The sequence below is a fragment of the Streptomyces sp. Tu 2975 genome, from assembly GCF_009832925.1.
GTDB lineage: Bacteria > Actinomycetota > Actinomycetes > Streptomycetales > Streptomycetaceae > Streptomyces.
Genome location: NZ_CP047140.1, coordinates 4,877,935 through 4,891,085, shown reverse-complemented (window position 1 = coordinate 4,891,085; position 13,151 = coordinate 4,877,935). Strand labels below are relative to the sequence as shown.

Annotated in this window: 9 protein-coding genes and 1 pseudogene; 5 read left to right on the top strand and 5 right to left on the bottom strand. The window is 71.3% G+C overall.

Going from position 1 to position 13,151, the window contains the following annotated elements; translation table 11 throughout:
- Window positions 1-13: 13 nt before the first annotated feature.
- Window positions 14-1,270, bottom strand: coding sequence for a glycosyltransferase family 39 protein (locus tag GLX30_RS21675; RefSeq protein ID WP_159691516.1), 1,257 nt, complete (start codon window positions 1,268-1,270; stop codon window positions 14-16).
- A gap of 164 nt (window positions 1,271-1,434) precedes the next feature.
- A complete protein-coding gene (locus GLX30_RS21670; RefSeq protein WP_244258241.1) occupies window positions 1,435-2,040 on the bottom strand; it encodes a TetR/AcrR family transcriptional regulator in 606 nt (201 codons plus the stop codon).
- A gap of 268 nt (window positions 2,041-2,308) precedes the next feature.
- Here GLX30_RS21670 and GLX30_RS21665 point away from each other — a divergent pair, with 268 nt between their 5' ends.
- Genes GLX30_RS21665 through GLX30_RS21655 form a run of 3 tightly spaced genes read left to right on the top strand, consistent with a single transcriptional unit; the run spans window position 2,309 to window position 5,001 of the window.
- Window positions 2,309-3,142, top strand: coding sequence for an ABC transporter permease (locus tag GLX30_RS21665; RefSeq protein WP_244258482.1), 834 nt, complete (start codon window positions 2,309-2,311; stop codon window positions 3,140-3,142).
- Window positions 3,135-3,989, top strand: coding sequence for an ABC transporter ATP-binding protein (locus tag GLX30_RS21660; RefSeq protein ID WP_159691510.1), 855 nt, complete (start codon window positions 3,135-3,137; stop codon window positions 3,987-3,989). Before GLX30_RS21665 ends, GLX30_RS21660 begins: the two co-directional genes overlap by 8 nt.
- Window positions 3,990-4,029: 40 nt before the next feature.
- Window positions 4,030-5,001 (top strand): serine/threonine-protein kinase, encoded by a 972-nt coding sequence (locus tag GLX30_RS21655; protein WP_159691508.1) that lies wholly within the window; start codon window positions 4,030-4,032, stop codon window positions 4,999-5,001.
- Between the two features lie 57 nt (window positions 5,002-5,058).
- On the opposite strand, the pseudogene GLX30_RS21650 reads toward GLX30_RS21655, so the two are convergent.
- Window positions 5,059-9,992: pseudogene (locus GLX30_RS21650) on the bottom strand (NAD-glutamate dehydrogenase).
- Window positions 9,993-10,363: 371 nt separating this feature from the next.
- Here GLX30_RS21650 and GLX30_RS21645 point away from each other — a divergent pair.
- Window positions 10,364-10,930, top strand: coding sequence for a DJ-1/PfpI family protein (locus GLX30_RS21645; RefSeq protein ID WP_005316866.1), 567 nt, complete (start codon window positions 10,364-10,366; stop codon window positions 10,928-10,930).
- 13 nt (window positions 10,931-10,943) lie between these two features.
- On the opposite strand, the gene GLX30_RS21640 is transcribed toward GLX30_RS21645, so the two are convergent.
- The gene (locus tag GLX30_RS21640; RefSeq protein ID WP_159691506.1) at window positions 10,944-11,615 is read right to left on the bottom strand and encodes an HAD family hydrolase; all 672 of its coding nucleotides are present in this window, start codon (window positions 11,613-11,615) and stop codon (window positions 10,944-10,946) included.
- Between the two features lie 105 nt (window positions 11,616-11,720).
- Entirely contained in the window at window positions 11,721-12,227 is a 507-nt protein-coding gene (locus GLX30_RS21635) for a hypothetical protein (RefSeq protein WP_159691504.1), read from the bottom strand.
- 278 nt (window positions 12,228-12,505) lie between these two features.
- Between GLX30_RS21635 and GLX30_RS21630 the strand changes: the two genes are divergently transcribed.
- Window positions 12,506-12,916, top strand: a complete 411-nt coding sequence (locus GLX30_RS21630) for an Rv3235 family protein (RefSeq protein WP_208545453.1) — start codon at window positions 12,506-12,508, stop codon at window positions 12,914-12,916.
- The last annotated feature ends 235 nt before the right edge of the window (window positions 12,917-13,151 follow it).

Sequence of the window (13,151 nt, the reverse complement as noted above, 5' to 3'; positions counted from 1 at the left end):
CCGTTGGCGCGGGTCATCGGTGCGGTCTGTCGACGGGTGGGGCGGGGGCGGCGGGCCGGTCGGTGCGCTGGGCGACAAGGGGTACGTGCTCTCCGGGGGCGGGGGCGGGCGGCTCGGTCAGCGCCCGGCGCACGCCGCTCACGATCCCGGCGGCGAGCAGCAGCCATCCCGCCTCTGCGAGATGCAGGGCCCAGTCGTTCCAGCGGACGGCGCTCACGCCCGCGTAGACGACGACGGTGGTGGCGCCGACGACGAGCCCGTAGCCGAGGCCCTCCCACAGTCCGAAGAGGCAGAGGCCGACGACGGGCCAGGCGAGGTACTGCACGGCGGACCCGGTGCTGAGAAGGAGCAGCAGCGTCAGGGAGAGCGAGACGGCGTACGCGGCGCCGGCGGGGCGTACCCAGGCGAGCCACGCTCCCGCGGCCATGCACGCCAGCACCACCAGGAGATCGAAGTCGCTGTGCAGCGCCTCCACGAACGAGTCGGACGCGCCGGCCAGATCGGCGAAGCGTACGACGCCCCACAGCCTGGCCCGCCCGCCCTCGTACTCGAGGACCTTCTCCCGCAGCGGGACGGGGACGGCCGCCAGCACCGGTCCCCACAGCAGCAGCATCACGGCCGCGAGGCCGGCGCAGAACCGGACGGCGGCCGGACGGCCGGCGCGCACCGCCGCCACGATCAGGGCGGGGATCGCGACCACCGGGATGAGCTTGACGCTCACGGCCAGCGCCGCGGCGACGCCGGCGGCGAGCGGGGCACGGCGGTCGACGAGCAGGAAGGCCGCCAGGAGCATGAACATGATGGCGACGGAGTCGGTGTTCCCGTGATACCCGGACGTGGCGAAGAGGACGGGGCTGAGGGCACATCCGAGCGCGCATGCCGTGGCCGTCGTGAGTGTGCGGCGGCGGCGCAGGATCTCGAACACGAGCAGGGCCGAGACGAAGTCGGCGATGCAGGCCGGCGCACGGATCAGGCTGCCGAACGGAATTCCGAGATTCTCCAGTTCATGGAATCCGGCGAGCATCCAGCTCGCGAGCGGCGGATGGTTGTAGACGGGCAGGCGCGGCATCGGGTGCTCATAGATGCGGACCGGTCCGACCTGGGCGATCGCGGTGGCGAAGGCGTCGAAGATGCGGACGTCCGCCGGTCCGCGCTGCAGGGCCGCGAGAATCATCTTGGCGACGAGAGCGAGCACGGAGACACCGATGACGAGGATCCTGGCTCCTCGCACATCGAGCGTCGCCGTCGCCGTTCGCGTTCGCAGGTCCATGGCCGCCGAACGTAGCAATCCGAAACGGCAACATCTCGCACCGATAAACACACTTAAATGCCGGGGAGTTGACTGCACTGCGGTCTTCGGCGCAACTCCGGCACATGAATCACTCGTACGGCGGGGTCGGACGATCACCCGACGGTGACCGTTCCCCGCGCCGCTCACGCCCGGAGCGCCGCCACGGCTCCCCGTGCCAGGTCGTCGAGGTAGCCGTCCGGCAACTCGCCCCGCACCACGACCAGCCGCCAGTACAGCGGTCCGACGATCACGTCGAGCGCCCGGTCCGGGTCCGCGGATTCCGGCAGTTCACCGCGCGCCACCGCGTCCCGGACGATCAGCGCCGCCACGCCGCGCTGGCCGTCCAGCAGCGCCCCCTTGATCGCGTCCGCGATCTCCGGGTTGCGCGCCGCCTCCACCAGCAGGTCCGGGATGACCTGCGAGGCCACGGGGTGGCGCAGCGCGTGGGCGGCGACCTCCAGCAGGGCGCGTACGTCCCCGTACAGGGATCCCGTCGCCGGCGCCGGCAGGCCCTGCGCCGCGAAGGCCGAGACGAGGTCCAGCACCAGGGACAGCTTCGACTTCCAGCGCCGGTAGACGGCCGTCTTCCCGACGCCCGCCCGCCGGGCGATGCCCTCGATCGACATCCGCGCGAAGCCGACGGCTGCCAGTTCGTCGAAGACGGCGGCCCGGATGGCGTCGGTGACGTCCTCTCGGAGCACGGCGGCTCCCGCGGGGGCGCGTCGTGGGCTTCTTGGGTCGGTCGTCATGCCCAGGAGCATACGCGGCGACGACGAAACGGTTGCGTTCCGACGTGACGAGGTCCTACTGTGCCCGTAGCGACGATACGGCCCCGTTCCATCGTTCCTGGATCAAGGCTCCGGACCTCGCCCCGCCCTGCACGCGCCCCGAAAGCGAGCCCGCGTGACCATCGCCAGCCCCACCGCGCCCCCGGCGGAACCGGCACGAGCGGCCCCTGCCGGCCCGGCCGCTCCGCCCGCACCCACCGACCTCGCCGCGCTCGCCGCACGACACGGGCTGACCGTCAGCGGCGCCCGGCCTGGCCTCCTCACCTACGTCCGGCAGCTCTGGTCGCGGCGACACTTCATCACCGCGTTCGCGACCGCCAAACTCACCGCCCAGTACAGCCAGGCCCGCCTCGGGCAGCTCTGGCAGCTGATGACCCCGCTGCTCAACGCCGCCGTCTACTACCTGATCTTCGGGGTGCTGCTCGGCACCGCCCACCACGTCCCCGACTTCGTGCCGTTCCTGGTCACCGGCGTGTTCATCTGGACCTTCACCGCCAACACGATCACGGCCGGCACCCGCGCGATCTCCGGAAACATCGGCCTCGTCAGAGCCCTGCACTTCCCGCGCGCCGCGCTGCCCGTAGCGCTCGCCCTGCAACAGCTCCAGCAACTGCTCTTCTCGCTCGGCGCGCTGGTCGTGATCCTCGTCGGCTTCGGCCAGCTCCCGACGGCTTCCTGGCTGCTCGCCGCCCCCGCGCTGCTGCTCCAGGCGGTTTTCGGTACCGGCCTGTCCATGGCCATGGCACGCGTCGCGGCCCGCACCCCCGACGTCTCCCAACTGGTTCCGTTCCTGCTGCGCACCTGGATGTACGCGTCGGGCGTGATGTGGTCCGTCGACAAGGTGGTCGGCGACCGCGACCTGCCGCACCTGGTGGCTCTCGCGCTGCAGTACAACCCGGCCGCGATCTACATCGACCTGGTGCGCTTCGCGTTCATCGAGTCGTTCACCGCGGACCGGCTGCCGCCGCACGTCTGGGGCGCGGCCCTGACGTGGGCCGTGCTCTGCGGGGCCGGCGGATTCCTGTACTTCTGGAAGGCTGAGGAGCAGTACGGCCGTGGCTGAGAACCCGACCCGTTCCACGGGAGACCCAACCCCCACCGTCGTCGTCGACGGCGTCCACATCACCTACAAGGTCAACGGCCCCCGGACCGGCCGGGGAAGCGCCACCTCCGCCCTCAGCCGGATCGTCTCCCGCGGCGCGCACGACGGCGTACGCGAGGTGCACGCCGTCAAGGGCGTCAGCTTCGCCGCGTACCGGGGCGAGGCGATCGGCCTGATCGGCTCCAACGGCTCGGGCAAGTCCACCCTGCTCAAGGCCGTCGCCGGCCTCCTGCCGACCGCGAAGGGCAAGGTCTACACGGCCGGGCAGCCGTCCCTCCTCGGCGTCAACGCCGCGCTGATGTCCGACCTGACCGGCGAGCGCAACATCATCCTCGGCGGCCTCGCGATGGGCATGACCCGCGACCGGATCCGCGAACGCTACGACGACATCGTCGACTTCTCCGGCATCAACGAGAAGGGGGACTTCGTCTCCCTGCCGATGCGTACGTACTCCTCGGGCATGGGTGCCAGGCTGCGCTTCTCGATCGCCGCCGCCAGGAGCCACGACGTCCTGCTCATCGACGAGGCTCTCTCCACCGGCGACGCCCGCTTCCGCCGCCGCAGCCGGCAGCGCATCGAGGAACTGCGGCGGGAGGCCGGCACGGTCTTCCTGGTCAGTCACAGCAACGCGACCATCACCGAGAGCTGCGACCGCGCGCTCTGGCTGGAAGCAGGAGTCCTGCGGATGGACGGCCCGGCGCAGGACGTCGTGACGGCGTACGAGGAGTTCACCGCGGCCGGGAACAAGGGCGGCGCCGGTGAGAAGGGCGGTGCCGGGGCCGGGACCGCGAAGCAGCCCGCGCGGTAGGCTCCACTGCCGGTGCCGGACAGCCGAGGGGGCGGTTGGGATGGGCGGTCGAGGGCCTCAACCGCTGCGGGACGACGACCCGCGCGAGATCGCCGGATACCCGTTGCGGGCACGGATCGGAGAAGGCGGCATGGGAACCGTCTTCCTCACCCGCAGCCGCGACGGCGCGTCGCTTCCCGTCGCCCTCAAACTCATCCGCCGCGAGCACGCCCTCAGCGAGAAGTTCCGCAGACGCTTCGCCCGCGAGGTGGAGGCCGCACGGCGGGTCAGCGGCCCTCATCTGGTCCAGGTCGTCGACCACGACGCGGAGGCGGACCTGCCGTGGCTCGCCACCCACTACGTCCCTGGCCTGCCCTTGGACGACGCCCTCGCCGGACATGGGCCGCTGCCCACGGAGTGCGTCCTGCGGCTGACGGCCGGGGCGGCTCGCGCGCTGGACGCCGTGCACACCGCGGGCCTCGTCCACCGCGACGTGAAGCCGGGGAACCTGCTGCTGTCCGCGGCAGGGCCGTGGCTGCTCGACTTCGGCATCGCGCGCGCCGCGGACGGCACGTCCGTACTGACCACCGTCGGGCGGATGGTCGGCACGCCGAAGTACATGTCCCCCGAACACGCGCTGGGCCGCCAGGTCACGCCGGCCTCCGACGTGTTCACGCTGGGACTCGTCGCCGCGGAGGCGGCCACCGGTCGCCACCCGTACGGCGAGGGCGGCGGCCTGGTCGTCGCCACCCGCATCGCCGGCACCGACCGCGAACCCCCGGACCTCTCCGCGCATCCGCCCGCCCTCCGCCGGCTCCTGACCGCCGCGCTGGCGGCCCGTCCGGAGGACCGCCCGACGGCGGCGGAGGTGGCGGAACTGTGCGGCACCGGCCCGGACCTCCCCACGGCGGGCTGGCTCCCGAAGCGCATCGCGTCGGCGGTCACGGCCGTCGCCCGCGCATCGGCCAAAGCCTCGCCCGACGCCCGCGACCCGCGGACCGGCTGGCTGCACCGCCTGCGCGGCGACGGCTGACATACGCAACGGACCCGGCCGCCCCCGAAGGCGCGACCGGGTCCGTGCGGAGGGCCGTCAGCTGTGCGTGCGCAGCAACTGCCGCATCGTGCGCATCGCCACCGACAGGTTGGCCAGGTCGAACGTGTCCGAGCTCTGGATCTCCTCCAGCGTCGTCCGCGCCCGCCCCAGGATCGCCGCGTTCTTCTGCTCCCAGGCCTTGAAGCGCTCCTCCGGGGTCGAGGTCCCGTTGCCCACCGTCAGCACGTCGGCCGTGAGCGCGGCGTGCGCCGCGTACAGGTCCTCACGGATGGAGGCACGGGCCATGGACTGCCAGCGGTCGGCCCGCGGCAGTTCGATGATCCGGTCCATCAGCTGGGTGATGGAGAGCCGGTCGGCGAGGTCGTAGTACACCTCGGCGACCGCCAGCGGGTCCTGGCCGGTGCGGTCCGAGATCGCCACGATGTCGAGCGTCGGGAAGGCGGACGAGAAACCGGCCACCCGCAGCGCGAGGAACTCGGGGACGCCCGCCCCGGTGAGCTCGTCGAGGATGCCCTGGTACCAGTCCAGGTCCGCGCCCCGCAGCATCTTCGGCAGCTCTGTCCACACCTGCTCGACGCGCTCCGCGAAGAATTCGATCGTCCCGGCCAGCTCCAGCGGCTGCGGCCGGTTGCCCAGCAGCCACCGCGTACCGCGCTCGACGAGACGGCGCGAGTGCAGCCGGATCCGGGTCTGGACGTCCGCCGCGACCTGGTTGTCGAGCGCCTCGACCGCGTCCCACACCGCGCTCAGCCCGAAGATCCCACGGGCTGCGGTCTGAGCCCGCACGACCTCCTCGATCGACGCGCCGGTCTCCTCGCGGAGCCGGTGCAGGAACGTCGAACCACCGGTGTTGACCGTGTCGTTGACGAGCACCGTCGTCACGATCTCGCGGCGCAGCGCGTGCGCGTCGATCGCCTCGCCGAACTGCTCCCGCAGCGGCTTGGGGAAGTAGGCGTGCAGCAGCCGCCGCAGGTACGGGTCGTCCGGCAGGTCCGTCCCGATCAGCTCGTCCGCCACCGTGATCTTCGTGTAGGCGAGGAGGACGGCCAGCTCGGGCTGGCTCAGCCCCTTGCCCGCGGCGAGCAGTTCACGGATCTGGCGGTCGTTGGGCAGGAACTCCAGCGCCCGGTCCAGGTGTCCCTCACGTCCGAGGCGGCGCATGAACCGCTGGTGGGCATGGAGCAGGGACGGCGACTGGGCGACCGCGTTGGCGAGCGCCGTGTTCTGCGCGTAGTTGTTGCGCAGCACCAGCGCGCCGACCTCGTCGGTCATCTGCGCCAGCAGCTGGTTGCGCTGCTTGACGGTCATGTCGCCGTCCGCGACCAGGCCGTTGAGCAGGATCTTGATGTTGACCTCGTGGTCGGAGGTGTCGACGCCGGCGCTGTTGTCGATGGCGTCGGTGTTGATCTTTCCGCCGTTGCGGTCGAACTCGATCCGGCCGAGCTGGGTCAGACCCAGGTTGCCGCCCTCGCCGACGACCCGGACCCGCAGGTCCTCGCCGTTGACGCGGATGGCGTCGTTGGCCTTGTCGCCGACGTCGGCGTGCGACTCGGCGGAAGCCTTGACGTAGGTACCGATGCCGCCGTTCCACAGCAGGTCGACCGGGGCCTTGAGGATGGCCTGCATCAGCTCCGCCGGCGTCATCTTCGCGATGCCGGGGCGGATGCCGAGGGCCTCGCGCATCGCCGCGTTGACCGGGATCGACTTGGCCGTGCGCGGGTGGACGCCGCCGCCCTGGGACAGCAGATCCTTGTTGTAGTCGGCCCAGGAGGAACGGGGCAGCTCGAAGAGCCGGCGGCGCTCCGCGTACGAGAGGGCCGCGTCCGGGTTCGGGTCGATGAAGATGTGGCGGTGGTCGAACGCCGCGACGAGCCGGATGTGCTCGCTGAGCAGCATGCCGTTGCCGAACACGTCGCCGGACATGTCGCCGACGCCGACGACCGTGAAGTCCTGGGTCTGGGAGTCGTGGCCGAGCTCGCGGAAGTGCCGCTTGACCGACTCCCAGGCACCGCGGGCGGTGATGCCCATGCCCTTGTGGTCGTATCCGGCGGAGCCGCCGGACGCGAACGCGTCACCGAGCCAGAAGTTGTACGCGACCGCGACCTCGTTGGCGATGTCGGAGAACGACGCGGTGCCCTTGTCGGCGGCCACCACGAGGTAGGTGTCGTCCTCGTCGTGCCGGACCACCTGGGCCGGCGGGACGACCTCGCCCGCGACCAGGTTGTCGGTGATGTCGAGCAGCGCCGAGATGAAGATCCGGTAGCAGGCGATGCCTTCGGCCAGCCAGGCGTCACGGTTCACGGACGGGTCCGGCAGCTGCTTGGCGACGAAGCCGCCCTTGGCGCCGACCGGCACGATCACGGTGTTCTTGACCATCTGCGCCTTGACCAGGCCGAGGATCTCCGTACGGAAGTCCTCACGCCGGTCGGACCAGCGCAGACCGCCTCGGGCGACCTTGCCGAAGCGCAGGTGGACGCCCTCGACCCGCGGCGAGTACACCCAGATCTCGAACGCGGGGCGCGGCGCCGGCAGGTCCGGGATGGCCTGCGGGTCGAACTTCATCGACACATAGCCGTGCGGGGCGCCCCCTGCGGCCTCCTGGAAGAAGTTGGTGCGCAGGGTGGCCTTGATGACGGTGAGGAAGGCACGCAGGATGCGGTCCTCGTCGAGGCTGGCGACCTGGTCGAGCGCGCCGTCGAGCTCCTCGAGCAGTCCGTCGATCAGCTCGGTGCCGGCCCGCTGGCGGTCCGGCGACATCCGCGCCTCGAACAGCGAGACCAGCAGCCGGGTGGTGTGGACGTTGTTGCGGAGCGTGTCCTCCATGTAGTCCTGGCTGAAGGTCGAACCGGCCTGGCGCAGGTACTTCGCGTACGCGCGCAGCACCATCGCCTCGCGCCAGTTGAGCCCCGCGCCGAGCACCAGCGAGTTGAAGCCGTCGTTCTCGGCCTCGCCCGTCCACACGGCGGCGAAGGCGTCCTGGAAGCGCTCGCGGGCGTCGTCGGCGAGGTAGTCGCCGTTGGCGCCGGTCTTCGGCATGCGCAGCCCGAAGTCGTAGATCCACGCGTGGGTCCGGTCGGCGCACCGCAGCTCGTACGGGCGCTCGTCGACGACCTCACAGCCGAGGCGCTGCAGCACCGGCAGCACCGCGGACAGGGAGACCTGCTCACCGGTCCGGTAGATCTTGAAGCGCCGCTCACCGGGGCCCGCCCCGACCGGCTCGTACAGGGACAGCGCGAAGTCCTTGCCGGACTCGGCGAGCTCCTCCATGCGGACCAGGTCGGCCACGGCGGAGCGCGGCGAGTGGTCGGCCTTGTAGCCCTCCTGGAAGGCGCCGGCGTAGCGGCGCAGCAGCTCGGCGGCGCGTTCCTCTCCGAACTCGGCGTTCAGCGCCTCGCCGAAGCCGTCGGCCCAGGAGCGCGCCGCCTCCACCAGTCGCGCCTCGATGCGCTCGGTGTCGGCGTCGGTGAGGTGCGGCAGCTCGGTACCGACGGGGACCCGCACCACGAAGTGGATACGGGAGAGGATCGACTCGGTGTTCCAGGCGGTGAAGTCGACGCTGGTGCCGCCGAGTTCCTCCTTGAGGATGTCGATCAGACGCAGCCGCACACCGGTGGTGTAGCGGTCGCGCGGCAGGTAGACCAGCGCGGAGTAGTAGCGCCCGTACTCGTCCTGCCGCAGGTACAGCCGCAGCCTGCGGCGCTCCTGGAGGTAGAGGACGCTGGTGACGATCGCACGCAGCTGGTCGGCGGGCGTCTGGAAGAGCTCGTCACGCGGGTACGTCTCGAGGATCTGCAGCAGGTCGCGGCCGTCGTGGCTGTTGGGCGAGAAGCCCGCGCCCTCCAGGACCTCCGCGACCTTGCGGCGGACGACGGGCACGCGGCGCACCGACTCGGTGTACGCGGCGGAGGAGAACAGGCCGAGGAAGCGGCGCTCCCCGACGACGTTGCCCTCGGCGTCGAACTTCTTGACGCCGATGTAGTCCAGGTAACTGGGCCGGTGCACCGTGGCGCGGCTGTTGGCCTTCGTCAGCACGAGCAGCTTGTGCTCACGGGCCTTGGCGCGGGCGTCGGCCGGCAGCCGGCTGAAGGACGGGCTGACCGGGTGCTCCTCGTCCTCGTGGTGCGGCGGGTCGGAGCGCAGAATGCCGAGGCCGGTGCCGGGGACGGCGGCCAGCGCGTCGGCCTCGGTGAGCTCGTACTCCCGGTAGCCGAGGAAGGTGAAGTGGTCGGCGGCGAGCCAGCGCAGCAGCTCACGGGCCTCCTCGACCTCGTGCTCGGGCAGGTCGTCGGCCTTGGGCTCGTCGGGCAGCTGCTCGGCGATGCGCAGCGCGGCGTCGCGCATCTTCTCCCAGTCCTCGACGGCCTCCCGGACGTCGGACAGGACACGCAGCAGATCGGCGGTGATCTGCTTCAGGTCGGCGCGGTCGGTCTCGCGGTCGATCTCGACGTGGATCCAGGACTCGACGAGGGCGTCGTGCGGGAGGTCCTTGGCGTGCGTGTCGGAGGGCAGGACCTCGATGAGCTTGCCGGTCACATCACGGCGGACGACGACCTGCGGGTGGATCACGACATGGATGCCGCGGCCCTGGCGGGAAAGCTCGTTGGTGACGGAGTCGACGAGGAAGGGCATGTCGTCGGTGACGACTTCCACGACGGAGTGGCTGCAGGTCCAGCCGTTCTCCTCCACGGTCGGCGTGTGGACGCGGACGTTCGCGGTGCCCTGCGGGCGGTTTTCCGCGAGCCGGTAGTGGGAAAGTGCAGCACCGAAGATGTCGACCGGGTCGCGGTCGGTGAGGTCCTCCGGAGCTGTGTGCAGGTAGTAGCGCTGGAGGTACGTGAGCAGGGTGTCCCGGTCAGGGCGCTTTCCTTGCTCTGTCCCAGTCGGAAGGTGCCCCCGGCCGGGCTGTTCTCAGCTACCCGGGCGGCCCGTGCGAGCAGCTCGGCCTTGGCTTCGTCCAGCTTGGTCTGCATGTCCTCTGGCTCCTGTCGCGCGCCGTTGCGTGACGTAGGTGAAAGATGCGACGAATCGCCGCGTCCCGGGGTGTCCGGTCGCAGTCGACGGTATGCCGCGATGAGAGTCGTCCGAGCCGTTATCGGCCAATTCTGTCTGGCGGAGACAGTCCGGACGGGAGGGGTCAGCGATCGCCCGGACGCGGTGGCGGTCCGGGCGCAGGCCGGGGGCTTCGCTGCCCCCACGGCATATCGCGCTGATCACGCCCCCAGGCTATCTCCCCGTACCCCCGCCCCGTCATGAGCCGTATGTGTACAAAAGCGGGGTCCGAAGTTTGACAGTCTGGACAGCGACACAGGCCCTCTTGGCAACCAATCAACCGGGAGCAGCCATGACCACGAAGATCCTCATCGTCACCGGGGACGCCGCAGAGTCCCTGGAGGTCCTCTACCCGTACCAGCGGCTGCTGGAAGAGGGGTACGAGGTGCACATCGCGGCCCCCGCCCGCAAGAAGCTGCAGTTCGTCGTGCACGACTTCGAGCCGGGCTTCGACACCTACACCGAGAAGCCGGGCTACACCTGGCAGGCGGATCTGGCCTTCTCCGAGGTCGAACCCGGCGCGTACGCCGCCATCGTGATCCCCGGCGGCCGCGCGCCCGAGTACCTGCGCAACGACCCCGAGCTCCGCAAGATCCTCAAGGCGTTCTTCGACTCCGACAAGCCGGTGGCCCAGATCTGCCACGGTCCGCTGCTGACCGCGGCGACCGGCGGGCTGGAGGGACGCCGGGTCACCTCGTACCCCGCCCTGGAACTGGACATGCAGGCCGCCGGGGCGTCGTTCCAGGACGTGGCGGCGGTCGTGGACGGTTCGCTGGTCTCCTCGCGCGCCTGGCCGGACCATCCGGTGTGGATGCGGGAGTTCCTCAAGGTGCTGCGGGCGACGGCGCCGGTGACATGACGTTCGTGGCCGGTCAGCCGGCCACGAGCTCCTCCGCCACCTCGACGGCCTCTTGAAGCGAGTCGACCACCGGCACCCCGACGCTCTCCAGACTGGCGCGGCTGTGCGATCCGCCTGTGTACAGCACGGCCTTCGCGCCGACGTGGGCGGCGGCGACCGCGTCGTCCGCCGCGTCACCGATGACGACGACGTGCTCCGCCCGCACACCGGCGAGCTGCGCCAGGTGCCGCACCATGTGCTCGGCCTTGCCCGCGGTCGACGCGCCGATCCGGCCGTCGACCCGGACGAACCGCTCCTCGATGCCGTGCCGGCGCACGATGGGCACCAGGTGATCGTGCGGGGCGAGGGACAGCAGCGACTGGGTCAGGCCGGCACTCTGGCGGCGGGTCAGCAGCTCCGCGGCACCCTCGGCGAGCCCGCAGGTCTCGGCCCGGGTCCAGTAGTGCTTGTGGAAGGCCGCGTCCATCACGAGCCATTCGTCATTCGTCGGCAGCCGTCCCATGAGCCGCTCGTAGAAACGGGGGACGGGCACGCAGTACAGCTCCCGGTACCGCTCGAGCGTGATCTGCTCGAGCCCCAGCTCCGCGAACGCGGCGTTCGTCGCCGCGATGACCGCGCCGATGTCGTCGAGCAGTGTGCCGTTCCAGTCCCAGACCAGATGCGCCTGCGTCCCCTGCTTGCCCATGGCGAAAACCGTACAGGCCCGGTGCGACAGCCGGCGCGCGGCCGGATGGGTACAGACGAACCCCGGGCGGCCTGTCACGGGGTACGCCGGCCGGCGGGCGGCAGGTCAGCCGACGATGTTCGGGATCTCCTGCACACCGAACCAGAGCAGCTCGTGGTCCTCCGCGCCGTCGACCGTGAACTGCGCGTCGTCGTCACCGTGGTCGGCCGCGCCGAGCGCCGCGACCGCGGCCGAGACGTCGTCCACCGCGTCGTCGGCGTCCACATGGACGGCGGCCGCCTTGGACATCGGCACGGCCCTGGCGATCCGCACCTCGCCGAGCGCACCGGCGTCGAGGACCCGGTCGGGATCGGCGACCGCGTCCTGGTCCGGCACGTCGACGGCCACGACCGCCCGGCGCCGGGCCGCGTCGGGGTCGCCGGCGATCAGACGCAGGGACGCGGCGGCGGCGCGGCTGAGCGCCGCGTACTCCAGTTCCTCGATGTCGTCGGAGACGTACCACTCGCGCAGTCCGGGCGTGACGGCGTAGGCGGTCAGCGGGCCGGGGCCCAGTTCGCCCGCCTTGTGCGCCGCTGCGAGACCGGGAAGGGTCAGGGGGACGTACACGCGCATGACAGGCCGCTTTCGTAGTCGGTGATCGCCCTCAGGATACGTGCGGCGTACCCTTTCGGGGTGCGTCCGGTCGCCCTCCCGCCGTCCACCCGGTACCCCCTCGAAGGCCCGTGCGGCCCGCCCGCGCAGCGCCTCGTCACCCTGATAGGTGAAGTTGACGGCCGCCGCCTCGGGCGCTTTCGCCGCTTTGCGGCAAAGGTGCGCACGCCATAGAAGTTCCCCGTCGAAGCTACCTCCCGGTACCCAGCCCGGGACCAGCACATCGGGGGCAGATCCGTATGGACAGGACCAGGCCCGCAGGCCGCCACGACCAGCGCAGGCCCGCCGCCCACGCGGCGGCGGCACTGACCCGGGCACGAGGCAGGCTGCACAAACCGCACTACTGGTTCGCCGACCGCCTGCTCGCGGTACTGAGCGGCCGGCGCCCGGTGCACTGGATGCTCGGGCACACGATCGGCGAGGCCTACGAACAGTTGGTCCGGCTCGCGCCGGACATGCCGTTGCTGCCTGCGGACCGGGCCACGCCGGTCGTCCGCCACTGCGGCGAGTTCCACCCGGGACCGGGCGTGATCGAGGCCTTCGCCCGGATCGGATCGGGCGACCGGGTCAGCGCGATGGCGTTCCGGCTGGAGCAGGGCAGGGACCTGCGCTGGCGCTGTGCGGCGATCGAGGTCGCCGTGGACCGCTGAACGGCCTCCCCGGGCCCCGCCCGGGGGGTCGCGCTGAGGTGTTCCTTCGCCTGAGGCCCGCCTGGGGGCCCTGAGCTGCCGGCCGGGCCATCACGTCCGCACGAGCCCTGGAAGGGCCCTCACGCTGCCCAGGAGGCCGTTCGAGGACAAGGAGACCCGGGGCCCGGCCCGCCCGGGGCGGGCCCCCGCTCGGTGAACCCGGTCGCCCGCGCGGCCGGGTTCACCCGTCGGCAAG